Source organism: Bifidobacterium sp. LH_230 (assembly GCF_056357555.1).
In genome coordinates, this window is the sequence record NZ_JBKEWJ010000003.1 from 144,177 (window position 1) to 169,450 (window position 25,274).

At 63.2% G+C, this 25,274-nt stretch carries 21 protein-coding genes and 2 tRNA genes; 5 read left to right on the plus strand and 18 right to left on the minus strand.

Features of this window, described 5'->3' with window-relative positions; translation table 11 throughout:
* Nucleotides 1-157 precede the first annotated feature (157 nt).
* The 4 genes from argS to AC1A0G_RS02505 all read right to left on the minus strand — a co-directional run bounded on the left by argS (nt 158) and on the right by AC1A0G_RS02505 (nt 5,585).
* Nucleotides 158-1,966 (minus strand): arginine--tRNA ligase, encoded by a 1,809-nt coding sequence (argS, locus tag AC1A0G_RS02490; protein WP_476527244.1) that lies wholly within the window; start codon nt 1,964-1,966, stop codon nt 158-160.
* Nucleotides 1,967-2,291: 325 nt separating this feature from the next.
* Complete coding sequence (locus tag AC1A0G_RS02495) at nt 2,292-3,656, minus strand: amino acid permease (RefSeq protein ID WP_476527331.1); 1,365 nt, start codon at nt 3,654-3,656, stop codon at nt 2,292-2,294.
* Nucleotides 3,657-4,375: 719 nt separating this feature from the next.
* Nucleotides 4,376-4,765, minus strand: coding sequence for a Rid family detoxifying hydrolase (locus AC1A0G_RS02500; RefSeq protein ID WP_214373599.1), 390 nt, complete (start codon nt 4,763-4,765; stop codon nt 4,376-4,378).
* A 193-nt stretch (nt 4,766-4,958) separates the two neighbouring features.
* The gene (locus tag AC1A0G_RS02505) at nt 4,959-5,585 is read right to left on the minus strand and encodes a CYTH domain-containing protein (RefSeq protein ID WP_476527246.1); all 627 of its coding nucleotides are present in this window, start codon (nt 5,583-5,585) and stop codon (nt 4,959-4,961) included.
* Nucleotides 5,586-5,688: 103 nt separating this feature from the next.
* Here AC1A0G_RS02505 and AC1A0G_RS02510 point away from each other — a divergent pair.
* Nucleotides 5,689-5,764 (plus strand) — tRNA-Arg (locus tag AC1A0G_RS02510).
* A gap of 152 nt (nt 5,765-5,916) precedes the next feature.
* Nucleotides 5,917-6,828 (plus strand): glycerophosphodiester phosphodiesterase family protein, encoded by a 912-nt coding sequence (locus AC1A0G_RS02515; RefSeq protein ID WP_476527247.1) that lies wholly within the window; start codon nt 5,917-5,919, stop codon nt 6,826-6,828.
* Nucleotides 6,829-7,276: 448 nt separating this feature from the next.
* Here AC1A0G_RS02515 and AC1A0G_RS02520 read toward each other — a convergent pair whose 3' ends face one another.
* The 3 genes from AC1A0G_RS02520 to AC1A0G_RS02530 all read right to left on the minus strand — a co-directional run bounded on the left by AC1A0G_RS02520 (nt 7,277) and on the right by AC1A0G_RS02530 (nt 10,823).
* Nucleotides 7,277-8,248, minus strand: a complete 972-nt coding sequence (locus AC1A0G_RS02520; protein ID WP_476527248.1) for a tetratricopeptide repeat protein — start codon at nt 8,246-8,248, stop codon at nt 7,277-7,279.
* Between the two features lie 251 nt (nt 8,249-8,499).
* Nucleotides 8,500-9,528 carry a DUF8094 domain-containing protein gene (locus tag AC1A0G_RS02525; protein ID WP_476527250.1) on the minus strand — a complete coding sequence of 343 codons (1,029 nt, stop codon included), beginning with the start codon at nt 9,526-9,528 and terminating at the stop codon, nt 8,500-8,502.
* Nucleotides 9,525-10,823, minus strand: a complete 1,299-nt coding sequence (locus tag AC1A0G_RS02530) for a hypothetical protein (protein ID WP_476527252.1) — start codon at nt 10,821-10,823, stop codon at nt 9,525-9,527. The genes AC1A0G_RS02525 and AC1A0G_RS02530 overlap by 4 nt, the downstream gene beginning before the upstream one ends.
* Nucleotides 10,824-10,880: 57 nt before the next feature.
* On the opposite strand from AC1A0G_RS02530, the gene AC1A0G_RS02535 reads away from it, so the two are divergent.
* Nucleotides 10,881-11,879: an FKBP-type peptidyl-prolyl cis-trans isomerase gene (locus AC1A0G_RS02535; protein WP_476527254.1), complete on the plus strand. Its 999-nt coding sequence runs from the start codon at nt 10,881-10,883 to the stop codon at nt 11,877-11,879.
* A 454-nt stretch (nt 11,880-12,333) separates the two neighbouring features.
* On the opposite strand, the gene nucS is transcribed toward AC1A0G_RS02535, so the two are convergent.
* The 10 genes from nucS to AC1A0G_RS02585 all read right to left on the minus strand — a co-directional run bounded on the left by nucS (nt 12,334) and on the right by AC1A0G_RS02585 (nt 22,321).
* Nucleotides 12,334-13,080: an endonuclease NucS gene (gene nucS / locus AC1A0G_RS02540; protein ID WP_476527256.1), complete on the minus strand. Its 747-nt coding sequence runs from the start codon at nt 13,078-13,080 to the stop codon at nt 12,334-12,336.
* Between the two features lie 361 nt (nt 13,081-13,441).
* The gene (locus AC1A0G_RS02545; protein ID WP_476527258.1) at nt 13,442-13,750 is read right to left on the minus strand and encodes a F0F1 ATP synthase subunit epsilon; all 309 of its coding nucleotides are present in this window, start codon (nt 13,748-13,750) and stop codon (nt 13,442-13,444) included.
* The gene (gene atpD / locus AC1A0G_RS02550; protein WP_476527259.1) at nt 13,750-15,237 is read right to left on the minus strand and encodes a F0F1 ATP synthase subunit beta; all 1,488 of its coding nucleotides are present in this window, start codon (nt 15,235-15,237) and stop codon (nt 13,750-13,752) included. Before atpD ends, AC1A0G_RS02545 begins: the two co-directional genes overlap by 1 nt.
* A gap of 4 nt (nt 15,238-15,241) precedes the next feature.
* Nucleotides 15,242-16,168, minus strand: a complete 927-nt coding sequence (locus tag AC1A0G_RS02555; RefSeq protein WP_476527261.1) for a F0F1 ATP synthase subunit gamma — start codon at nt 16,166-16,168, stop codon at nt 15,242-15,244.
* A 3-nt stretch (nt 16,169-16,171) separates the two neighbouring features.
* Nucleotides 16,172-17,851, minus strand: a complete 1,680-nt coding sequence (atpA, locus tag AC1A0G_RS02560; protein ID WP_152358858.1) for a F0F1 ATP synthase subunit alpha — start codon at nt 17,849-17,851, stop codon at nt 16,172-16,174.
* 101 nt (nt 17,852-17,952) lie between these two features.
* Nucleotides 17,953-18,780: a F0F1 ATP synthase subunit delta gene (locus AC1A0G_RS02565; protein ID WP_476527263.1), complete on the minus strand. Its 828-nt coding sequence runs from the start codon at nt 18,778-18,780 to the stop codon at nt 17,953-17,955.
* A 58-nt stretch (nt 18,781-18,838) separates the two neighbouring features.
* A complete protein-coding gene (locus AC1A0G_RS02570) occupies nt 18,839-19,360 on the minus strand; it encodes a F0F1 ATP synthase subunit B (protein ID WP_163146883.1) in 522 nt (173 codons plus the stop codon).
* Nucleotides 19,361-19,419: 59 nt separating this feature from the next.
* Nucleotides 19,420-19,650 carry an ATP synthase F0 subunit C gene (atpE, locus tag AC1A0G_RS02575; RefSeq protein ID WP_033493409.1) on the minus strand — a complete coding sequence of 77 codons (231 nt, stop codon included), beginning with the start codon at nt 19,648-19,650 and terminating at the stop codon, nt 19,420-19,422.
* 152 nt (nt 19,651-19,802) lie between these two features.
* Nucleotides 19,803-20,615, minus strand: a complete 813-nt coding sequence (gene atpB, locus AC1A0G_RS02580) for a F0F1 ATP synthase subunit A (protein ID WP_214373589.1) — start codon at nt 20,613-20,615, stop codon at nt 19,803-19,805.
* Between the two features lie 671 nt (nt 20,616-21,286).
* A complete protein-coding gene (locus AC1A0G_RS02585) occupies nt 21,287-22,321 on the minus strand; it encodes a homoserine O-succinyltransferase (RefSeq protein WP_476527265.1) in 1,035 nt (344 codons plus the stop codon).
* Between the two features lie 169 nt (nt 22,322-22,490).
* On the opposite strand from AC1A0G_RS02585, the gene AC1A0G_RS02590 reads away from it, so the two are divergent.
* Nucleotides 22,491-22,567 (plus strand) — tRNA-Met (locus AC1A0G_RS02590).
* A gap of 598 nt (nt 22,568-23,165) precedes the next feature.
* Here the strand turns inward: AC1A0G_RS02590 and AC1A0G_RS02595 are convergent.
* Nucleotides 23,166-23,702: a GtrA family protein gene (locus AC1A0G_RS02595; protein WP_476527333.1), complete on the minus strand. Its 537-nt coding sequence runs from the start codon at nt 23,700-23,702 to the stop codon at nt 23,166-23,168.
* A gap of 741 nt (nt 23,703-24,443) precedes the next feature.
* Between AC1A0G_RS02595 and AC1A0G_RS02600 the strand changes: the two genes are divergently transcribed.
* Nucleotides 24,444-25,097: a PBECR4 domain-containing protein gene (locus AC1A0G_RS02600; RefSeq protein WP_476527267.1), complete on the plus strand. Its 654-nt coding sequence runs from the start codon at nt 24,444-24,446 to the stop codon at nt 25,095-25,097.
* The last annotated feature ends 177 nt before the right edge of the window (nt 25,098-25,274 follow it).

Genomic DNA, 25,274 nt, shown 5'->3' on the forward strand with positions numbered 1-25,274 from the left:
CAGCGAAGCTGACTGAGGGGGTTCATACGGGACAGACCTCGAGATACCCCCTCAGTCTCACTGCGTTCGACAGCTCCCCCTATCAGGGGGGAGCAAAAGGAAATAAAACAGCGATAGCGTCGTGAGCGCCGCGAAACACAGCAACGGCCGAAGGCCGTTACATCTTGTCGGGAGAGGTGACGCCGAGCAGGTCGAGGCCTTCGGCGATCACGGTGCGCACGGCGTCGTTGAGCTTGAGTCGCGCGGCGGCACGGGCCGGCTCCGGGGCCTTGGCGATGCGCAACGCCTCCGCCTCGTCGCCGCGGGCCTCCGGGTCGGTCAGTTCCATCGGCACGACGCGCTCCACGTTGTACCACTTGTGGTACGCGGCGGCCAGGTCCTCGAGGTAGTGCGCCACGCGGTGCGGTGCGCGCGCGTCGCCGGCGAGCGTGAGCAGCGCCGGCCACTGGGCGAGCGCGGCGAGCACCTCGCCGTCCGCCTCGGTATCGAGCAGGGCGAGGTCAGCACCCTCATAGGTGATGCCGGCGGCGGCCGCGTTGCGGTCCACGTTGCAGGAGCGCGCGTGCGCGTACTGCACGTAGTACACCGGGTTGTCGTTGGAGTGCGAGGCGAGCAGGTTCAGGTCGATGTCGACCGGCGAGTTGTAGTCGGTGCGCGCGAGCGAGTAGCGCGATGCGTCCACGCCGATCGCCTCGGTCAGGTCGTCGATCGTGACGACGTTGCCGGCGCGCTTCGACATGCGCACGGCCTTGCCGTCCTTCAGCACGTTGACGAGCTGGCCGATCAGGATCTGCATGTTCTCGCCCGGCTGGTCGCCGAACGCGGCGCACATGGCCATCATGCGGCCGATGTAGCCGTGGTGGTCGGCGCCGAGCATGTAGATCGCGATGTCGGCCGGATCGGTCGCGCGGTGGCGCTTGTTCCAGTAGTACGCGATGTCGGCCGCGAAGTACGCGAACTCGCCGTTCGACTTGATGATCACGCGGTCCTTGTCGTCGCCGTGCTTGGTCGACTCGAACCAAGTTGCGCCGTCCTTCTCGTAGATGTCGCCGCGCTCGCGCAGCACCTCGATCGCGCGCTTGACCTCGCCGTCGGTGTACAGGCTGTTCTCGTGGAACCACACGTCGAAGTGAACGCGGAAGTCCTTCATCGACTTGCGGATCTCGTCGAACATCATCGGCACGGCGCGCTTGCGGAACTCCTCGCGCTGCTCGGAATCGCCTTCGCCGAGCGGGTTGCCGTCCTTGTCGAGGCCGCCGTCGACGCGCGGCAGGGCGAGCACGTCCACGCCGTCGGCCTCGGCCTCGGCGATCACGCGGTCGGCGATCTCGTTGATGTATGCGCCCTTGTAGCCGTCGATCGGCGTCTCCTCGCCGTGCGCGGCGGCGACGAGCGACTTGGCGAAGCGGTTGATCTGCTCGCCGTGGTCGTTGAAGTAGTATTCGCGCACGACCTTCGCGCCGTTCGCCTCGAGCACGCGGGCCATCGAGTCGCCGACGGCCGCCCAACGGGTGCCGCCGATGTGGATCGGGCCGGTCGGGTTCGCGGAGACGAATTCGAGGTTCAGGGTCTTGCCGGCGAGGTGCGCGTTCTTGCCGAACGTGGAGACGCCGTTGGCGTCGGCCGGGGCGGCGAGCACCTGGTCGACCACGGCCGCGGCGGACGCGGAGTCGAGGGTGATGTTGATGAAGCCGGGGCCGGCCACTTCGACGGACTTGATGCCGTCGGCTGCGGTCAGGCCGGCGGCGAACAGCTCGGCCAGGTCGTGGGACTTCATGCCGGCCTTCTTGGCCAGCTGCATGGCCGCGTTCGAGGCCCAGTCACCGTGCGCGCGATCCTTCGGGCGCATGACGGCGAGCTTGTCGACGGGCGGGATCAGGTCATCGGTGAGGTTGCCGGCCTTGCCGGACGCAACCAGTTCATGGGCAATACGCGAAATCAGTTCGCTCAGGGCTTCAGGACTCATTCTTCCAAGAATACCGGCGAGTCTGACTTCCGGCGAACGGGCCGACTGGCGCATCGGACGTTGTAAACCGCCGGAGTACAACCAAAATGTCTGATTCCGTTCGGCAGTTTGACGATCGAGAGGCTGATTTGTGTATCCGTCGAGGTCGGTTTGACGATCGAGAGGCAATCAACACGACATCAACCGCCTTTCCCTTAACCTTGTACCACATTTAGGGGGTATCGAGGCGGGATGTACATCCTATGAATGCCTCTCGATCGTCAAACCGACCTCGTCAAAGCGCCAAATCAGCCTCTCGATCGCGAAACTCCTCGTCTGAAATTCGTCACGATTGACGATCATCCTTCCGCCGCGCGTGTTCGATCGCCCAATAGCCGCCGTAGCACAGCGCCACGAACGGCACCATGCAATACAGCGTCGACCGCTGCGTGTCGTCCAGCGCCACCAGCACCAGCGCCCCAAGGCACATCACGATCGCCAGCCACGGCAACACCGGGTATCCGGGCGCGCGATACCCGAGTTCGGCCGCGTCATGCCCGCCGCGCACCCATTCACGCCGGAACCGGATATGGCACACCGCCACCGAGAACCACACCACCAGCGTCGCCAGTCCCGACACCGCCACCAGCACCAGATACACGGTCGAGGCCGCCACCACGCTCGACAGCAGCGCCAACAGCGATCCGCACATCGAAAACAGCACCGCCCATACCGGCACGCCACGAAAGTTCGTCTTGGCGAACCGCGCCGGAATCAGCCGCTCCTTGGCCAGCGACCATACCATGCGCGAGCACACGTACAGCCCGGAGTTCGCGGCCGACAGCACGGCCGTGAGCACCACGAAGTTCATGATGTCGCCGGCGAACGGCATGCCGATCGACTGGAACACGAGCACGAACGGACTGGTGTCCACGCCCGCCTGCTGCCACGGGATGAGCGCGGCCATCACCGCGATCGAGCCGATGAAGAACATGGCGAGGCGGAACACGGTGGTGTGCACGGCCTTCGGGATGGCCATGCCCGGGTCGCGCGTCTCTCCGGCCGCCACGCCCACGACTTCGGTGCCGGAGAACGCGAACACGACGGTAAGCAGCGTGGAGAAGACCGGCGCGATGCCGCGCGGGAACCATCCGTCCGTGACGAAGTTGCCGAACAGCGGCGCGCCGGCGTCGGCCGGGCGCCCGGCAATCGGAATCGCGCCGAAGATCGCGAGCAGGCCGATCACGATGAACGCGACGATCGCGAACACCTTGATCGACGCGAACCAGAACTCGGCCTCGCCGTACAGCCTCACCGACATGATGTTGAGCGCGAACACCGCCGCGATGAACACCGCCGACCATACCCACGCCGGGCTGCTCGGGAACCAGCGCTGCATGAGCAGCCCGGCCGCGGTGAATTCGCTGGCGAACGCCACCGCCCAGTTGAGCCAGTAGAGCACGGCGATCACGAACGCGGTGGCCGGGCCGATGAAACGTTTGGCATACAGGTGGAAACTGCCCGCGTACGGCATGGCGACCGACAGTTCGCCGAGGGAGACCATGACGCAGTAGACGAGCAGCGAGCCGATCGCGTAGGCGAGGATCGCGCCGAGCGGACCTGCCTGGTTGATGGTGTATCCGGAGCTAACGAACAGGCCGGTGCCGATCACGCCGCCAAGGGAGATCATGGTCAGGTGGCGCGATTCCATGCGCCGTTCGAGATCGGTGTCGGTATTGTCCGTGTGGCTTGCCACGGTATCCGCAGCGTTCGCCTCGCCGGTGCCGCGTTCGGCCATGTCGGACTCCTTCGGTTCGTGGTTCGGGTCGATGGTTCCGTCGCGCGCGTCATCGCGCGGGCGACTTACGTATGATAGCCGCGATGTACGAACAGTCGCCGCATACTGGCACTGTGGCAGCCATAGCACTCTGTACGACATCCATGCCGCGCGCGGCTGCATATGCTGTTGCTGATGAATACGGCCGTATTCATCGAACATGAACGATGACATGCCCCGTTCGGGGGATATTCCACAACGCCATCAGCAAACCAGACGAGTCCACGAGCCAGCGCGACTTTCCCCGGGAATCAACCCATTGTCCCGAAAATAGTTGCACTAAGACGACATCAACGCAACTATTTTCGGAAATCATCTCAATCTTCCTAGAAAAGTTGCGCTGAACCAACGGCAGCGCAACTATTTTCGGAACGATGGGCTGATTTCCGAAAATAGTTGCGCCGAATATGCGCCGAATATCCTGAATAGGACCAGCTCAACGTTACGCCGGATGGCCCGGCACAGAACACGCGCCAATGCGACAACAACGGTGCGCCGCCCATCCGTCATCGGATGAGGCGGCGCACCGTTTGGAATACGTATCGCGCGACACAGCGCACGCCGCAGCACGCACCGTCATGCGTACGTATGCGTCACAGCGCGGCGATCGCGTCGATCTCGACGAGCGCTCCCTTGGGGATGTCGTTGCCGCCGAACGCGACGCGGGCCGGCTTGACGGAGCCGATGAACACCTCGGCGTAGCGGGCGTCGACCTCCTTGAAGTCCTCGACGTTCTTCAGGTAGATGGTCGCGCGCACGACGTGCTCGATGCCGGTGCCGGCCGTGTCAAGAATGCACTTGATGTTCTTGAGGGCCTGTGCGGCCTGCTCGCCCGCCGTCTCGCCGGCCAGTTCACCGGTGGCCGGGTCGATGCCCAGCTGGCCGGAGACGAACACGAAGCCGTTGGCCTTGACGGCCTGGCTGTACGCGCCCAGTGCGGCCGGGGCCTGCGAGGTCGCGACCTCTTCCATCTTTTCGCTCATAATCGATACTCCTTTGCGGTTCGGTCGAACGTCACATCACCGATGTTTCACGCGCGGTTTCGCGGCATTCCGTCACGGTCGCCACGCGCGGCATCATGCCCGCCATTCTAGGCGCGCCGATCATGCGCGAGACGAACCGTTCCGCGACTCGGAACGGACCGCGACTCGGAACGGACCGCTCGCACCGCCCGGCTCACACCATCCGGTTCTTACCGAAGAACTGCATGAACTGCGGCCCGTCCGCCGCCAGCTCGCGCTCGAAGTCGTCCTGCCATTCGCGATACGGACGCCCGGCGAGTCCGTCGTTGCTGAACCGTGCCTGATCGGTGATCTCAGTGACGCAGAATTTCGGGATGATCAGATTCGTGACGGGACTGCTGCGTTCCGCCTCCGCGACGATGAGCGGCGCGTTCGCCCCGCCGAACACGTCGATGCTCCAGCCGTCCTCGTCCAGCCAGACCGAATAGCGGTTCTTGATGATCGGCGCGCCGCCGCGCAACGCGAGTTCGGCCGCGATGCGCGAGTCGATCTCGCGCTCGGCCTCGTACCGCGTGCCGCCCACGGACGGCCCCTTGACCGTCACATACGCCTCGCCGAACAGATCGCGGTACTCGCGCAGCACCTCGATCGGGTCGAGATCGGGCGTCATGTCGAGCCGCATCGCGCGGGTCGTGAGCCGCACGCGCAACGCATAGTTGCCGTCGTGCACGTAGTAGCTTTGCACGATGAGCGCCGGCGCGTCCCCGTCGTCGAGCTCAGCCGGCATGTGACGGCAGAAGAACCGACGCTCAAATTCGAAATCGTTCAGGTTATCGGCCATAAAACCAGTGTAGACGCGATTGCGCGTGTTATGGCGGTTTTGGAAGTCTTGCACCGCACAATTCGCGTTCGGTCCGCCCGCCGTGTAAAGTAGTGCGTTGCTTGGGTCCGTAGCTCAGTGGATAGAGCGTCTGTCTCCGGAACAGAAGGTCGAGGGTTCGATCCCCTTTGGGCCCACCATCAAGCCCCGCTTCCGCACGTTTGGAACGCGGGGCTTCGTCGTTTCCGCGCGCCCTTGTCGACACCGGATTCGTTCTGCAGGATGATGCCGTTGCCGCCCATCCGCACCCATAATGAAGGCGGGATTGGTTCGACTTTGCAGGAGGTGCGCAATGGACGATCAGAACAGCCGCTCGTACACGGATACGCACGCGACCACGTTCCGCCGCATGTTCCGTTGGATGGCGCCGTTGTTGTGTCTGTCGCTGGTGTTGACCGGGGTTGCGGCCGCGCGTCTGCGCCGGCGCGAACACGCCGACCAGTGGGAGATCCGACCGGTTGCGATCGCGCATCGCGGCGACGATTCCGCGCCGGAGAACTCGCTGAATGCGATCGCCAACGCAGGCACGGACGGTGCCGATTACGCGGAGATCGACGTGCGGCTGACCGCGGACGGCACGCCGGTCGTCTTCCATGACGAACGCACCGGCCGACTTGCTGCGAACGGTCGCAATCTGCGCGTCGCGAAGCTCACCGACCGCGAACTCGAGCATATGACGATGCGCGATCGCGGCGCGGACTATCACGTGCCGACGTTGGCTCAGGCGATCGAAGCCGCGCAACGGTCGTCCGATCATTTGAGTCTGCTGCTCGATCTGAAAACCGGTTCGAAAGGCGCGCCGAAACTGACCCGCGCGGTGGCCGACGTGATCGAACGGTACGGTTTCGCGGATCGCGTGATGCTGATGTCGGTGACCGACGCCGCGGTACGGATGCTGCTGCGCGATCATCCGGACTGGACGATCGGCAAGTGCGTCAGTCCGAAGGGCGATCCGGCGATCGTGTGGCCGAAGGGCGTGGATTTCGTGGTGATGCGCGGCACCAGGCTCACGCGCGAGGTCGTGGAGCGCGCGCGGCGCGACAACGTGCCGATCTACGCCGGAGTGGGCAATGATTACCGCGAGGCGAACCGATGCCTGACGATGGGCGCGGACGGCATTCTGGGCGATAACACGTACCGCGTGAACAAGGTGACCCGCTCGCACGCGGTCTACGTCGCCGCCGGCGACATGACCGGCGACTGAAGCGCTTCACCCCCGCTGAGCAACAGGCCGAACCATCTTCCGAACATCTTCCGGCGTGATGTGCTGGCTAGTACGCATTCGGTGCTAGCCAGCACATCACGCTCAAAGTCTCATTTGCGTGATGTTTTTGCTAGCAACCATCCGTTACTGGCAAAAACACCACGCTAGAAACCCTGTTTGCGTGATGTTTCGGATAGCCAACCACCTCTTACTATCCCCTACATCACGCGAGAGGACCTGTTTGCGTGATATTTCGGATAATAGCCGCGACCGCTAGCCAAAACATCACGCAAACAGGTGCTCTCGCGTGATATTGCTACCGCTACCGATGCTCCGTTGCGCCGACCGCACCAATGCCAGCTACCGCCGACCACTACTGATGCCCGTTATCCACCGACCATTATCCGATGGAATAGGCGCGTCCTGGCGGAATCCCGCGGGACTCCGTTCAGAACATCAACGTGGCGAGGCGACGGCGGGCGCGCTTCAGGCGCTCGTCGGTCGGCTCGGGGATCGCGAAGTATTCGAGCAGACGCTTGCGCACCGGCTCGAGATCGGCCTTGTGACCGGCTGCGAGGAAGTCCAACAGACGGTCGAACGCGTCTTGGATCTGCCCGCCGATCATGTCAATGTCGGCGACGGCCAGCTGCGCGTCCACATCGTCCGGATGCGCGGCCGCGGCCGCACGCACCTCGCGCACGTCGGCGGTCGCGGAACGGGCCAGCAGCAGCGCCTTGGAGCGCTCGCGCGCGGCGAGCGCATCGGCCGGGTTCGCCTCGAGCACCTTCGCGTACGCGGCGGCCGCACCGGAGTAGTCGCCCGACTGGGCCAGGCGGTGCGCCTCCTCGTGCTCCGGCGGCACCTGCTCGGCCGCTTCCTCGGCAGCCTTCCTGTCGGCTTCCGGATCGCCGGAATACGGCGCGGTGCCGGTCACGCCCTGCTGCTGGGCGAGCTTGATGATCTGCGGAATGACCGCGTCGGTGACCTGCTGCAGTTCGTCGTCGGTGAGCACGCCGGGCTGCGCGACCATCATCGGCTGGCCGTTGACGAGCGCGAACAGCGCGGGCACGGCGGTGACGCGGAACGCCTGCGCGATCTGCGGATTGTCGTTGACGTCGATGCGTGCAAGCTGGATCTTGCCGTCGAGCTTGTTGACCGCGTCGCCGAGCGCGCGGGCCATGTCGAACAGGCGGTCGTCCTTCGCGGTCCACAGGAGCAGCAGGATCGGGAACGTGGCGGAAGTCTGCACGGTCGCCTGAAACGTGGATTCGGTGACGTCGATCACGTACGCGCCGGCCGCGGGGGCGCCGCCCGGCTGGCCCGGCTCGGCCTTGGTCTGGTGCTTGAGTTCGTTGAGATCGCCGCTTGCGGCAGCGTTGTTGCCCTGACCGACGAGCCAGGAATCATACTGATCTACCATGATGCCTCCGTGAGTGCGTATTGCAGTCCGCAATAACTATAGACACGATTGCTAGATGACGGGCAACGTGTGCGGCCTCAAGGCGCACCGAAGGAAGGCGTGCTTAAGCACGTCGACCGAGGAGCAACGCAGAGGACGCTCCGATTGTGCAGCAATCGAATAACGTGTGCGGAGACGGCCGTCCGAAACCGAAGGCGTGCTTAAGCACGTCGAGGTTGAAGAAAGGCCGTATACGCTCCGTTATTCGATTGCTAGATGGCTTCGACTTTGACGACTTGCCTATCCGCTCCCACCGCGGTGATCTGTTTGCCGGAGTCCTTGGCCGGCACGTAGAGGGCGATGGTGTTGACGTAGGAGACCTTCATAGTGCTGGTGGTCTTGCCGTTGCCGAAGAGGGCGCGCTCGTCGTTGGATGCGGGCTGCGATTCGCGGCCTTCGCCGGCCTGGCGGGTCCATTCGGAGTTGATCTGCGCGACGACGAGATCACCGCCGTCGACCGAGCGCATGACGTAGATCGCACCGTCGACGGGGGTGAAGGTCTGCTGCTGGGTGCCGTTGTTGCGGGCCATGCCGTCGGCCACCTGCTTGGTGGTGGTGGCGAGGTTCTGCCGCAGTTCGTCGTCGGCGATGTTGGCCGCGTACTGGCTGTTCGAGCCGTTGGCGAGCACGTCGGCGTACTGTTTGACCGCGTCCTGCGGCGTGGCGACGAGTCCGGAATCGGTGGCGGTGCCCATCGACGCGCCGATCTTCGGCACGGCGAAGCTGGGCAGCGTGGTGCCTTGGAACAGGCGGGCCATGCCCCACAGCTTGTAGTTGGACTGCGCGGATTCCTGCACCATGACGAGCAGTCGCTTGGACTGCTGGTCCTCGGTGGTGGTGGTGATACTGAAGACGGTGCGTGGCCAGCCGGAGTCGGTCGGGATGACGGTCTGCGCGATGTCGGACGGGATGGTCGCGTACTTGTCGACGTCGCTGTTGGCGGCTTTGGCGATGGCGATGCGGCTCGAGTAGATGTCGAACGCGGGGCCGGTGACGCGCGCGTCGAGTCCGTCGGTGTTCTTGGAGTCGCCGGCGGACTGGTAGACATCGAGGATGGCCTTGCGGATGGCCTTCTCCTGCGCTTCGGTCAGGTCGGGCGTCGCCTTGGCGCCGGACGCGGAGGTCGAGGTCGCGTCACCGGATGCGGGCTGCGGAATCTGGCCTTCGCAGCCGGCGAGCGACACGGTTGCGGCGACGGCCAGCACGGCGGCCGCTATCGTTTTCATGGTCTTGCTGTTCATTTCGCCTCCTCGCCATCGTGCGCATCGTCATGTGCGCCGTCCGTATCGTCGCCCGCGCCGGCTGACGATTCCTGCGCGAACCGCGCGAAGTACGCCTGCAGTTCCTCCGGTGTGATCACGGACGTGGCCGCTTCGTCGGCCGCATCGTCATGCTGCGTGGCCGACGAATCCGCAGCCGTATCGTCGGTCGAGATCGGCTCTGCGGACGGCGTCTCGGCATCGTTCGTATCGCTGCCCGGTTGCACGACCGGCGTATCGATCGACGTTTCGGAGAACGATATGGCTGCGGAGTCAACGGTCGTGCTGTCCTGTGCGGCTTCCGCGACGAGGTTGCGCGACGACGGGTCGACGATCGTCGGACCGGTCTGCGATTCGTCGGTCACCGGCAGGATCGTGCCGGTGTCGGTGATGCGGTGCGATGCGTGACGGCGACGGCCTCGGCTGGCCCGCTCGGCCGATACCGGCTTCGGCCTGATCGCACGCCAGCTGCCGGCGATCGCCTCGCTGACGCTGACTTCCTCGGCCTTGGCGGCGGCGAGGGCGCTGGCGACCACGCGCTTGCGGCGCTTGTGCGGCGGCATCGCGAACAGCGAGGCGGTGAGCACGGCCATGCCGGCCAGCAGTCCGCCCGCGAAGTAGAACGGCATCGCGAAATCGGGCAACGTCTGGCGTTCCCATTTCAGTGAAATCGTCGCGTCGCCGGACTTGCCGAGATCGATCAGCGCCATCGTGGAGGAATCGGCGTCCACGTCGGTCTTAAGCGACACCGATCCCGTATTGCAGGACACTTTGGTCCACATATCGGAATCCTTGAACGCGACCGCGGTCTGCCCGTCAGCCGTATCGGACGAACCCTTCGCAGACGCCTTTTCAGTCGCCAACTCGGTCCAGCTGCTCAGTCCGGTCACGCGCAGGTACTGCGACCCCGCGACCCAGCCGTTGACATCCTTGCCGGACGCCAGCGCAACGCACACGTTGTCACCCGCCGACGATTCCACCGTCAGCGTAGAGCGCCGGTCGACCAACGGCAGCACGCCCGGATCGGTCGTGATGTACTGCACGCCACTGGCCTGACCCGTGGCCGTGATCTCACGGCTCGGCTTCCACACCGTCGCATTGAGCAGCCCCAATGCAATGCTCGCGACGGCCAGCAACCCCAAAAACGGCGTGACCAGGCCGCGCATGATCCACACGCGGCGGGCGTCGGACTTGCCCGGCTTGTCCGCCGTGCCCTTCTTGCCGTCCGACTTGCCCGGCTCGCGTTCGGGTTGAGATTCTTGTTTGTTCACAGTCATAGCCATCCCATTCTACAATCCCCCGCATAATCAGGCACTGCCGGTAGTGTGGAGATCATGCGTAACAAGACCATTCCCCAGTATCTGCGCGCCGCTCTCGCCGGCGCATGCGCGTTCGGCCTGTGCCTGACGCTTGCCGCGTGCGGCGGCTCGTCGAACTCGTCGGATTCCAGCAAGACCAACGATTCGTCCAGCTCGTCCAACTCGTCGTCGGACAGCAAGTCCGCACTCAAGAACCTCAAGCAGATCGCCGGCGTCACGGCGACCGGCGAACTCGGCAAGAAGCCGACGATCGCGCTGGCGAAGACGCCGATGAGCGTGGAGAACGGCTCGTACGCGGTGCTGCAGAAGGGCAACGGCGCCGAGGTCAAGGCCGACGAACGCGTGTGCGTGCAGGGCATCGCCGTGAATGTCAAAGACGGTTCCGAACTCGACAGCACGTGGGAGAAGAACACGCCGGACTGCTCGTGGAACCTCGCCAGCACCCAGCTCAACGAGGCGTACAAGGAGCTGTTCGTCGGGCAAAAGATCAACGCAACGGTCGCGATCGGCGTGAACGATTCCAACTCGTCGGGCACGTCGTACATCATGGCGCTCACGATCGTGTCCGCGTCGAAGGACCCAACCAAGGCGTCCGGCACGGAAGTCACTGACGTGCCGGCCGACCTGCCGAAGGTCACGCGCGCGGCGGACGGCAAGCCGTCGATCAAGATCAACGGATACAAGGGCAGCGGCAAGCTCGTGTCGCAGACGCTGATCCAGGGCTCCGGCACGAAGCTGACCGACAGCATGACCGCGGTGGTCAAGTACACCGGCTGGCTGCTGGATGGAACGCAGTTCGATTCGTCGTGGGACAAGAACACGACGTTCGACGCCGATCTGTCGTCGTCCGGCCAGGTGATTCAGGGCTGGAAGGACGGTCTGAAGGGCCAGACGGTCGGTTCGCAGGTGCTGCTGGTGATTCCGCCGGACTTGGGATACGGCTCGACCGCGACCGGCTCGATTCCGGCCAACTCGACGCTCGTGTTCGTGGTGGATATCCTCGCCGCGTACTGATTTTAGGGGATGGCTGCTTAGCGAAAACGAAATCGGCCTTCGGCCGATGCTGCGTTGCTGGCGGCGCATTCGCGCCGCAGTACCCCACCCGGCGCTTCGCGCCACCCTCCCCTGAGAGGGGAGGGAAAGGCCATGCGCATCCCTCCCCTCTCAGGGGAGGGTGTCCGGCACAGGCCGGACGGGTGGGGTACGGCGGACGAAGTCCGCTATCAACACAACATCAGCCGAAGGCCGATTCAGTTTTCAGAACAGGCGCAGCGCGTCGTCCTCCCCTTAGAGGGGAGGGAAAGGCCAAGCATCCTCTCAGGAGAGGATGCTGACCGACATATTGAATGAAAAGGCCAAACACCTCCCTCCCCTCTCAGGGGAGGGTGTCCGGCACAGGCCGGACGGGTGGGGTACGGCGGACGAAGTCCGCTATCAACACAACATCGGCCGAAGGCCGATTCAGTTTTCAGAACAGGCGCAGCGCGTCGTCCTCGACGCCGCGCATCTCGTCATAGTCGAGGATGAGGCATTCGAAGCCGCGGTCCTGCGCGAGGACGCGCGCCTGCGGGGTGATGGTCTGCGCGGCGAAAATGCCGCGCACCGGGGCCAGCAGCGGATCACGGTTGAGCAGCTCGCAATAGCGCGTGAGCTGTTCGACGCCGTCGATGCCGCCGTGGCGCTTGATCTCGATCGCCACATGCGTGCCGTCCGCATCGGTGGCCATGATGTCGACCGGCCCGATCGCGGTCGGATATTCGCGGCGCACGAGCTTCGCGCCCTCGCCGATGCGCGTGATCTGCTGCGCAAGGTAGCGCTGCAAATGGTCTTCCACGCCGTCCTTGATCAGGCCGGGGTCCTCGCCCAAATCATACGATTCGTCGGAGTAGACGCGGTACAGCGCGACTTCGAGGATGTCGCTGGACTTGTCGGCGGAGACGCGCAGCGTCTTGATCGGCGTCAGTTCGGATGGGTCCTTGCCGACGACGGAATCGACATCCACAGCATCCGCAGCAGCATCAGCGTCCCCCTCCGGCACGATCTCCTTGATCGTGCACGGCGCGGCCATCCAGTTGAGCGGCTTGTATGACCCGAGTTCGGAGAAGATCAGCAGACTGTTGTCGGCTTTGATCAGCAGCACGCGCTTGGCCGGCGGCAGCGAGGCCGTCAGACGGCCGGAGTATTCAGCGGAGCAGTCAGCAACAATAATTCGCACGTCGCAACACTGTAGCATGACGCACGGGATGGGGGCGGAATCGGCCTTCGGCCGATGCTGGTTGTTGGCGGCTGACGCCGCAGTACCCCACCCGGCGCTGCGCGCCACCCTCCCCTAAGAGGGGAGGGAAAGGCCGAACACATCCCTCCTAGGGGAAAGCAATCATCTTTCCCTCCCCTTTTAGGGGAGGGTGCCCGGCGCCAGCCGGGCGGGTTGGGGTACTGCGGCGTCAGCCGCCAACAACCAGCATCGGCCGCACATCATGCGGCCGATTCCACAACCACACGCGGCTCCGCAACCAAGCAAAAGGCCTCCCGCACAGCGCAGTGTGCGGGAGGCCAAAAGCGCGAACCGAGCGAAACTACTCGGCGTCGGCGTCCGCGCCGGAGGTGCGGACCACGTCGCGGCCGCGTTCGACCGCGACGGTGAGCTTGTTCGAGTCGAAGGAGATGAATCCGTCAGTGACCTCGAACACGTGGCGTTCGCCAGCCGGGTCGACCACGGTGAGCGAACCGCCCTTGATGACGGTCAGCACCGGCTCGTGGTCGGCCAGAATGCCCATCTCGCCTTCGGAGGCGGGGATGGTCACCGACTTCGCCTCGCCGTGCCACACCGGGTGGTCAGCGGCGACGATATTCACCTGCATCAAGGTCTTTGAGGATCCAGCCATCACTCACCAAGCTCCTTCTGCATGTCGTGCCACTTCTTCTCGAGGTCGTCGATGCCGCCGATGCCGGAGAACGCCTGCTCCGGAACGTCGTCGTACACGCCATCGCAGATGCGCGTGAAGGCTTCGATGGTCTCGTCGGCCGGCACGTACGAGCCCGGGCGACCGGTGAACTTCTCGGCCACGTAGAAGTTCTGGCCGAGGAACTGCTCGATGCGGCGGGCGCGGTTGACGGTGGTCTTGTCCTCTTCCGAGAGCTCGTCGATACCGATCAGGGCGATGATGTCCTGCAGCTCCTTGTTACGCTGCAGAATCGCCTTGACGCGGTTGGCGCACTCGTAGTGGGCCTGGCCGACGTAGCGCGGGTCAAGGATTCGCGAGGTCGACGAAAGCGGGTCCACGGCCGGGTAGATGCCCTTCGAGGCGATGTCACGAGACAGCTCGGTGGTCGCGTCGAGGTGGGCGAAGGTCGTGGCCGGGGCCGGGTCGGTGTAATCATCGGCCGGCACGTAGATGGCCTGCAGCGAGGTGATCGAGTGGCCGCGCGTCGAGGTGATGCGCTCCTGCAGGGCACCCATCTCGTCGGCCAGGTTCGGCTGGTAACCCACGGCGGAAGGCATACGGCCCAGCAGCGTGGACACCTCGGAACCGGCCTGCGTGAAGCGGAAGATGTTGTCGATGAACAGCAGCACGTCCTGGTTCTGCACGTCGCGGAAGTACTCGGCCATCGTCAGTGCGGTCAGCGGGACGCGCAGACGGGTGCCCGGCTGCTCATCCATCTGGCCGAAGACCAGTGCGGTCTTCTCGAGCACGCCGGCCTCGCCCATCTCGCCGATCAGATCGTTGCCCTCACGGGTACGCTCGCCGACGCCGGCGAACACGGACACACCGCCGTGGTTCTGCGCGACTCGCTGGATCATTTCCTGAATCAGAACCGTCTTGCCGACGCCGGCGCCACCGAACAGACCGATCTTGCCGCCCTGCACGTACGGGGTGAGCAGATCGATGACCTTGATGCCGGTCTCGAACATCTGGGTCTTGGACTCCAGCTGATCGAATGCCGGCGGCTTGCGGTGGATGGGCCAACGCTCGGTGACCTTGATGGTCTCGTCGGGCTTCTTGTTGAGCACGTGGCCGGTCACGTCGAACACGTGGCCGAGGGTCACGTCGCCGACCGGCACGGAGATCGGGCCGCCGGTGTCGGTCACGACCGCGCCGCGGACCAGACCATCGGTCGGCTTGAGCGCGACGCAACGCACGGTCGAGTCACCGAGGTGCTGCTCGACTTCCAGCGTGATGGAGTGGGCGGTCTCGCCCTCCTCATGCTTGCCGGTGCTGGTCAGCTGCACGGTCAGTGCATTGTAGATGTCAGGCAGGTGGCCCACCGGGAATTCGACGTCGATAACCGAACCCTGGATACGCGTGACGCGACCATTGATCGGCTCTGCGGCCGTCTCGGCAGGTGCTGTGGTCTGAAGATTCTCAGCCATGTTCCTACTCTTCCTTGTTGTTCAGCGCGTCGGCGCTGCCGATGATTTCGGTAAGTTCCTGGGTGATCGAGGCCTGACGCGAGGCGTTGAGTTTGCGGGTCAGGTCGTCGATCAGGTTACGGGCGTTCTCCGTGGCCGTATGCATGGCGTTCTGTCGGCTGGCGGTCTCGGATGCGGCCGCCTCCAGCAGGCACTCGTGGATACGCGACTGGATGTACTTCGGCAGCACCGCGTCGAGCACCTCTTCGAGGCTCGGCTCGAAGGAGTACAGCGGCGTGGCCTTGCTGGCATCGCTCGGCGCGTCCAGACCGGGGTCGGCCTGCTCGCGCTCGGGTTCGATGACCTCGACCGGAAGCATCCGCAGCACGCGCACCTTCTGAACCACCATGTTGATGAACTCGGTGTAGACGATGTAGAGCTCGGAGACTCCACCCTCGGCGGCCGGCTTCATGTAGGCGTTCATCAGTGCCGTGGAGATCGCCTCGGCGACTTCGACGCCAGGCTTGTCGGTATCGCCCTCCCACGTATCGGCGACGTCGCGGTTGCGGTACTTGTAGTACGTCACACCGCGGCGACCGTATACGTACAGCTCCGGCTGCTTGCCGTCCGATTCGAGACGGTTGAGCAGATCCTCCGTCTCACGGATGATCGACGACGTGTACGCGCCGGCCATACCACGATCCGACGTGAGAGCAAGCACAGCAACCTTCGGGTTGTCCTCTTCCTTCTTCACGATCGGATGCGTGATATGCGAATGGGCCACCACAGCCTGTACGGCATCGAAAATCGCATCGGCATAGGGCTTCGCGTTCAGGGCAACGTCACGTGCCTTGGCAATGTGCGAAGACGCGATCATCTCCTGGGCGTTGAAGATCTTCTCCAACGAACCCGTGGAGGCGATCCTGCTCTTCAATGCGAGTTGCGATCCCATGAATTACTTCTTTTCTCCGGCCATCGGGTGCTTGTTCGGGTCGTGTTCCGGCTTCTCGGCCTTCGACACGATCTTCTCCTGCTCGATCGGGGTCGGGTTCTTGGAGACCTTCTTCTTCTCGACCAAGGGCTTGCCGGCCTTGGTCACGTAGGTCTCGCGGAACTCGTCCACGGCCTTGTCGAGGGCCGCTTCGGTGTCGGGCGTGAAGTTCTCGGTGTCACGGATGGTGGTGAGGATGTCGGTGTTGTGGTCGAGCCAGTCGAGCAGCGCATGCTCGAACGGCAGCACGTCGCCCAGCGGCAGATCGTCCATCTTGCCGTGGGTGCCGGCCCACACGGACACGACTTCCTGCTCCATCGAGTACGGCGAGAACTGCGGCTGCTTCAGGAGCTCGGTCAGGTGCGCACCACGGTTCAGCTGGGCCTTGGACGCGGCGTCCAGATCGGACGCGAACATCGCGAAGGATTCCAGCGAACGGTACTGCGCCAGCGAGATCTTCAGCGTGCCGGAGACCTTCTTCAAGGCCTTGGTCTGCGCCGCGCCGCCGACTCGGGACACGGAGATGCCGACGTCCACGGCAGGACGCTGGTTCGCGTTGAACAGGTCGGACTGCAGGAAGATCTGACCGTCGGTGATGGAGATCACGTTGGTCGGAATGTAGGCGGACACGTCGTTCGCCTTGGTCTCGACGATCGGCAGACCGGTCATCGAGCCGCCGCCGAGGTCATCGGAAACCTTCGCGCAGCGTTCGAGCAGACGGGAGTGCAGGTAGAACACATCGCCCGGGTAGGCCTCACGCCCCGGCGGACGACGCAGCAGCAGCGAGATCGAACGGTAGGCTTCGGCCTGCTTCGACAGATCGTCGAAGACGATGAGGACGTGCTTGCCGTGGTACATCCAGTGCTGTCCGATGGCGGAACCGGTGTAGGGGGCAATGTACTTGAAACCAGCGGAATCGGAAGCCGGGGAGGCGACGATGGTGGTGTACTCCATCGCGCCGGCCTCTTCGAGGCTCTGACGCACCGAGGCGATGGTCGAACCCTTCTGGCCGATGGCGACGTAGATGCAGCGGACCTGCTTCTTCGGATCGCCGGATTCCCAGTTCTTCTTCTGGTTGATGATGGTGTCGATCGCGATGGCCGTCTTGCCGGTCTGACGATCGCCGATGATGAGCTGGCGCTGGCCGCGGCCGATCGGCGTCATCGCGTCGATGGCCTTGAGGCCGGTGGACATAGGCTCATCGACCGGATGGCGGTGCATCACGTCGGGGGCCTGGGCCTCGAGGATACGACGATCCTCGATGTCCGTGATCTCGCCCAGACCGTCGATCGGGTTGCCCAGCGGGTCCACGGTGCGGCCGAGGTAGCCGTCGCCAACAGGCACGGAGAGCACTTCGCCGGTGCGACGGACCTCCTGGCCTTCCTCGATGCCTGCGAAGTCGCCGAGGATAACCACGCCGATCTCACGGGCGTCAAGGTTGAACGCCAGGCCGAGCGTGCCGTCCTCGAAGGTCAGCAGCTCATTGGCCATGCAACCAGGCAGTCCCGTCACGTGCGCAATGCCGTCGCCGGCCGTGGCCACGTAGCCCACTTCCTGGGTGGGCGTGTCCGACGGCTTGTACGACTCGACGAAATCATCGAGCGCCTTGCGTATCGTGGTGGGATCAATGGTAAGTTCTGCCATGATCACTCCTTGTTGTTATTGGTAAATCTTGGGATCTCGCGCCGCGCGCACGTCCGGTTGGCTTGCCGGGCGGCGGCGTTGCGGGCGCGGGATATATGCCGTCAGGCGCTGGCCTGGACGGTGCGGTTCAAATGCTGGAGCTGGGCGACCACCGTGTTGTCAGTGACCTCGTCGCCCACCTGGATGCGCATGCCGCCGATCACGGACGGGTCCACGACCGAGTTGATGTGCACCGGGCGGCCGATCTTCTTCGTGTAGATCGCGACCAGCTTCTTGATCTGTTCGATCTTGAGCGGCGTGGCGGTGGTCACGGTGACCATCGACTCGCCCATGTGGCGCGAGAACTTGTTGATCAGCCACTGCACGGTCTGCAGGTAGCGGCGGTTGCGCAGGTTGCAGGTCGCGTGTTCCGCCAGGCGCTTGGTGACCTTGTTGAGGTCGCTGGAGCCGATCAGGCTGTTGAGCAGCTTGGTGCGGGCCTCGGCCGGGGCGCTGTCGTCCGACAGTTCGGAGCGCAGGACCGGCATGCCGAGCAGCGCCGAATGCAGTTCGGCCAGCTCGACGGACACCTGCAGCGTGGTGCCGGTGGCGTCCGCGTAGTACATCATGCCGTCCACGCCGAAGTCCTCCACGGCGTTGGCGATGTCGGACACGCGGCTCCAACGACGACCGACCAGATCGGTCATGATCTCCATCGTCATCGGGTGCGCCTGAGCACCGATCAGGGTGTTCAGTACGGCGACCTTGTCCGCCACCGGGCGCGACGGGTCGGTGAGCGCGCGTTCAAGCTGGACGTTGTGATCGAGCACGTTGGTGATCGAGAACAGTTCGTTCCCGATGCGCCACGCGTCCTCGCCTGCTTCGCGCAGCTTGGGTGCCAGCGAGTCACGAGAGACGCGATCGGCGATGCGCGATGCTTCTCCTCGCATTGGTCACCTCCCTTTCCTTGACGTTTGCGTTGTAGTCTTGACAGTCACTGCCAGACGATCACTTCTTGTCGGAGTCCATCTCGTCGAGCATGTTGTCGATCATGCTCGACTGCACGTCCGCGTCCTCGAGCTTGGAGCCGAGGATCTTGCCCGCGAGGGCAGCGGCGAGCGTGCCGACTTCGCCCTTGAGGCTGACCATCGCCTGACGATGCTGCGACTCGATGGAGCGCTGCGCGTTGGCGGTGATCTGCGCCGCGTCGGATTCGGCGCGGGAGCGGGCGTCGGCGATGATGTGCGAGGCTTCGGCGCGGGCGTCGTCGCGGATCTTGGAGGCTTCCACGCGGGCGTTGCTCAGCTGGGCCTCGTACTTGGCCTTCGCCTCGTCAGCGTCCTTCTTGGCCTGTTCGGCCTTGGCGATGTTGCCTTCGATCTTTGCCGCACGCTCGTCGAAGATCGCATTGAACTTCGGCAGGAAGAACTTGTAGAAGAACAGCGCAACGATGACAAGGATGATCAGGGACCACACAATGTCATAGGTCTCGGGGATGAACAGATCGATTCCGCCTTCTGCCAGTGTCATCATGAAGCCCTCCTTTCATTGTTGGACATGAAATCGTTGTTTCGTGCGTCGGGTGATCGTTACTTGATGATCAGGGCGGCGACGAAGCCGATCAGGGCCAGCACCTCGACCAGAGCCAGGCCGATGAACATGATGGTCTGGATCTTGCCGGACATCTCGGGCTGGCGGGCGGTGGATTCCATGGCCTTACCGAAGAGGATGCCCAGACCGATGCCGGGGCCCAGAGTACCGATGCCGTAGCCGATGACGGACAGGTTGCCGGCGACCTCAGCGAGGGTGATGATATCCATTTCTGTTTCCTTTCTAACGTACGAGGTGACGTTATAAATCTTGGGGTTCCGCTTGCGTTCCGCTGGTTGGTGTGATTGGTGCGATTGGTGCGACCGTTGCCGATCGCTGCGGTGCGGGACGTGCGGGGACGGGGATGGGATGACCGCTCGGGTCACTCCTCCGGGAAGCTCAGGTTGATGTACACGGTCGACAGGATCGCGAACACGTAGGCCTGCAGGAACGCGACGAACGCCTCGAAGCAGGTCATCGCGAAGCCGCCGGCGAACCACAGCGCTCCCACCGGGACGCCCTGCAGCTTGTTGACCGCGTCGACCATCCAGTACTGCGCGAACGCGAGGCAGGTGGCGACCATGAGGTGGCCGGAGACCATGTTCGCGAAGAGTCGGATCGTCAGCGAGGCCGGGCGGATGACCAGCAGCTCGAGGATGTTGATCGGCGCGAGCAGGATGTAGACCGGCCACGGCACGCCCGGCGTGAACAGCTCGTGACGCAGGTAGTGGCCGAGGCCCTGCGAACGGGCGGCGGCGATCCAGTACTGGATCATCGTCCACAGCGCGAACACGAGCGGCATGACGACGGTCGCGGTGGCGGCCATGTTCATGCCCGGGATGATGCCGCACAGGTTGAACACGAAGATCGTGAAGAACAGCGTGGTGATCATCGGCACGTAGCGCTTGCCACGGGTCTCGCCCATGATGTCGTAGACGATCTTGTCGCGCACGAAGTCGAGGCCCATCTCGACGACGCCCTGCCAGCGACCGGGGATCAGCTTGGCACGGCTGGCGGTGACGCCCAGCACGAGCAGCAGCACGATCGTGGCGACGATGCGGATAAGAATGATGCGATTGATCGCGAACGGAGTGCCCTGGAACAGGATCTCCGGAGGAAGGAAGTCATCGACCGACGGAAGATGCGCGCCAGTCTCGGCTGCCAACAGCATGCCAGTGCCGAATGAACCGACCATAATCACGCCTCCTGCTTCTTGTTTCCGGTGTCAGTTTAGCCCAAGGGGTAGGGCGAATGTGACATGCCGGTTACTTCCGTCTCCCCGGTTCAGGGTCCGCGCGGCGTGGCTTGGAGTCGACGTCGTGCATTCGACTCCGAATGGCTGAGAAGTGATTATTAGCCCGTGTTCGGACAAAGTCAAGCAGCGGCGGAACCACGCCGTTCCGTCGGCGTTTTGCACAATCCGCGTGTTTAGACGATCTGTCAACAATTGTTGTGTTATCGTTCACAGTCACATCCGCACTGTGACATTCCCGACGTTCGCTTTTCGGCTATCGCCCCGTCCACGTTGTGGACATCCCGTCTCTGGCGACGCCGTCGAAACATCCCCCGCGGCGAAGCGATGCCGTCCCACTCAAACCTCCCCTCTCGGGAAAGGATGACGTTTCAGCAATATGCATTAAGGCTTTCCCTCCCCTCGGGGAAAGGTAGGACGGGCACCCCGCTGCCGCTGCCACGCGGAGGCCTTCCTCTCTCCCCTCAGGATAGGGTGAGCTAACGCGCAGATGACGGAACGTGCGCTCAGGCTTTCCCTCCCCTCTCAGGGGAGGGTGTCAGCGAAGCTGACGGGTGGGGTACGCGGCCATCAGGCCGCCAATCAACAACGCGGTCGCAGACCGTCCACCACCATCAGCCTTCGATCACGCCGTACCCATCGTGCACAAACGGCGCGAAACCGTCCTTGCGCGGGCTCCCCGGCTCGTGCCGGATCGAACGGTCCGTCCCCAGCCGCTTCTCCCTGCGCAGCTGCGGCACCTCGGTCAGGTCGTACGGCGTCGTCTGGTACACCCAGTTCAGCCAGTTGCGCCACAGCAGATTGCCGTGCGCACGCCAGCTGAACAGCGGTTCCAGCTTCGGATCGTCGTGCGGGAAGTAGTTCTTCGGGAACGGCACGTTCGTCAGACCCTTGGCCATGTCGCGCTCGTACTCCTCGGCGAGCGTGTACTTGCCGTACTCCCAATGGCCGAGCGCGAACACTTCGGAGAAGTCGCGCGTGGCGATCAGGCCCGGGCCGGACTGCGGTCCCCACGTGAGCATCTGCAGGTCGTGGTGCGCGGCGACGTCGTCCTCGTCCACGCCGGCCAGTCGCGAGTGCGGCTGCAGCGCGATCTCGTCGAATCCGTTCGTCAGGAAGCAGTACTCGTCCTGCAGATACTGCGGGAACACGCCGAAGATCTTCTCGGGATAGTCGATCTTGCGCACGCCGTAGCGGTAGTTGAGCGCGCCCATCGCACCCCAGCACAGGTACATGGTCGAGAACACGTGCGTCGAGGCCCAGTCGAGGATCGACTTGAACTCGTCCCAGTAGTCGACCTGCTCGAACGGCATGTGCTCGACCGGCGCGCCGGTGACGACGAAACCGTCGTAGTAATTGTCCTTGAACGCGTCGAGCGTCTCGTAGAACTTGAGCAGGTGGTCGGCGGAGACGTGCGTGGCCTCGTGCGTGGAGGTCTTCATGAAGTCGATCTCGACCTGCAGCGGTGATTTCGAGATCAGGCGCAGCAGTTGCGTTTCGGTCTCGATCTTCTTGGGCATGAGATTCAGGATCACCAGTTTAAGCGGACGCACGCGCTGACGCTCCGCTTCGGGCTTCTCAAGCGCGAAGATGCGCTCCGAGTCGAGGATGGCACGGGCCGGCAGGCCGCTGGGGATCTTGATAGGCATGGCATCTATTATGGCAACATGCCGGCGACGGGACGCCGCGCGGGTTATCGGTTGCGGTTATGGCGGGCTATCGGGGTGCGGCTGCCGCTGCGGTTTTTGGCGCGACACGCCGATTTGACATCTGACCGGTTGCCGGTATCTTAGATAGAGCTGTCGCAAGACAAGCCGACGCGGGGTGGAGCAGCTCGGTAGCTCGCTGGGCTCATAACCCAGAGGTCCATGGTTCAAATCCATGCCCCGCTACCAACAGAAAGCTAGGAATCACAACGATTCCTAGCTTTTTTCGTCTCTCGGCCCGCTCGGTGCCGATGCCGGATCTGGGATTAACCGGGGAAGCCGGGCAGTTCTCGGGTTTTCACCACACAAACAGGCTTGTTCACATGGCAACAATCCGACGATACGGCCATTCCTCCGACTATCGCCACGGAATCGAAGCCATTTGCGTGGCAATAGTCAGAGAAGACAGAGCGACAGTCTTATTCGGATATATCATCGGCGACATCATCGCGCGACCGTCCCCTGCCCCAGTCACAGTCCAGTCATCCGTTGCAACTATTCCCGGAAATCATCCCACTGTTCCGAAAATAGTTGCGCTACCACCGTCCCAGCGCAACAAATCTCGGAAAAGAGCGGCTTCGTCCGAAAATAGTTGCGCCGGCAACCGCACAGCGCAACTATTTCGGGAAGAATGGCTTTATTTCCGGGAATAGTTGCGCTGAAGACCCGGACAATACCAAGACCACCAAGAACGGGACAGCGCGCAGACCGCGCAGCCTCCCCCACCGCACGAACGGACCGGCCGCACGGATAGGGATAGGGCGACTCCGTCCGATCCAGCTCGCCCCTACTTCGGCCAGCCCTTGGGCGTGTGCTCAAGCGACCACACACCGAGCTTGTGCGAGAAGCTGTTGAGCCACTTGGCCTCCAACTCCTCGGCGCTCAGGCGGTTTTCCGCGGAGCGCAGACGGTTCATCGCGTTCGTATGCGTGTCGTCGAGCAGCCACTTGCGGATCAGGAAGTTCCACACCATCACCACGGCGGTGGCGATCAGCTTGCCCACATTCGTGCGCAGCAGGTACTCCGCGTGCTGCGAGACGTACGCGTCGTGGTTCATGCCGTACGTCGAGATCCAGATAATCGCGTCATTCATGAACAGGCCGATCACCGCGCCGACCACGAAGATCACGATCTCCATCCACCGCGCCATGTCGTCGCGGTGCTTGAACACGAACTTCATGCTCGCCAAGTAGTTGAAGATCAGCGAGATGATGAAGGAGATGGTGGCGGCGAGCACGTTGTGCATGTGGAACACGCCGACCAGGATGTTCAGGATGCCCCAGTCGATGATAAAGGCGATCACACCGACGATGCCGAATTTCATAAGCTGCGCAATCAGTTTCTTCACTCCAGCCATTGAACACGGCACGCTTGACACGCGAGCAACCCATCAGAAGCGATCATGCCCGATCATCAACGATCATCGATCAAGCACGATCATCACGTCATCCGCGCCACCGACCGTTCCGCTTCACGGCATCAGCACATATCCGCTCGCACATTCACAGAACGGGCACGGGTTTCCCACAACGTTCCCAGCCAAACGGCACGTTCCGCCGAGATTCGCGTTGTTATATGTAACCACGGCCGCAAGGTCGCACATAACTGAAAACCTTCTTCTTCTCTTCCTCTCTCACAAAAGCCCGGTTCCCCTGCCGGGCTTTTTCTTATGCGTATGGCGGCGGCCGCATGCAGGACCTCGTCGCCCAGGCCCTTGCCGAATACCTCGGCCGGCACAAGTGAGTTGCCGCCTTCGGCGCAATCGGGGGCCATTGGGTTGGATGTGCTGTTAAACTGATGAGTGCAGATACAGGTGCGCCGTCCGCGTCCATACTTGCCGTGCTGGCCTCCGCACGTATAACAGGATTCCGCCGCCCGATACGAATGGCGTCAGGGATTGCAAAGCCCCGGAACGTATCCAGTCCCACCACGGGGACGCTAAGCATCGTGGGGAACGCTCCACCGAAAGGCGGGGTGGATAGTCACCGCGGTAGACGTTAAAGGCCAAAAGAAAGCCGGTCAGCCCAAGGGCGCCGGCTTCTTTCGTTTCAAGAGAGGATTCGGGATGGACAAACCCTCCGCAGTATCCCGCATCTACGCGGCCGCCGACCTGTATCGTCGCAACCTGTGCGACCGCAGGGTGCTGTTCATTCCTGGAGACCGGACCGCCCCGCTGGAGGCGTGCTTCGGTCCGGACAACTTCATGCACCTGTGCGGCGTGGACTATCCCGTGACCAGTAAAAGACAGTTCTTTGAATACGCCTGCGCACGCAGGCTGAACCACGAGCTGCTGTCGTTCCGATACGATCGCAAGAGCGAGGACAAGCTGCTGATCCTAGCCACGGTATCTTGCATCGACTCGAAGGCCATGCTGTTTTCCCTGCACCCGTCCCTGCCGGGCAACACGCATGCGGATTGCGTCGCCGTCAATCGCAACGCCGCCATCGGGTTCAAGGAGCTGGGAAGGAAACGGGTACCGGAAACCGCTCTTAATCTCGAACGTCAGTGGGAGGATGCGCACAGCATCCTCGCCATCGTGAAAACGGAGCCCGGTGACGTTTCGTACACGATCGTCAGCAAGGAGCCGAAGAAACGCAATCTGGACGCCGAACGCGTCGGTCGTATTCTCGCCTCGCTGCAACGGTATGAGGGTGATGGCGATCCGTCTCCGGCGATCGCCTATTTCAAAGCCGCTCTCAGTTCCGTCCAACATTCTTGACGGCATGCCACCATAAGCTGGCATCGGACACACCAACGCCACCATGATCACCAGCGAACGAATCATGCGCGCCGAGTCCCGCAGCATACTTGAAACAATCTCCGAAAACGTTGGAATTTCGCCGATGCAACCGCTGGTTGCGCGACGATTGGCCTCGTGATCGGCGTGTGCAACCGC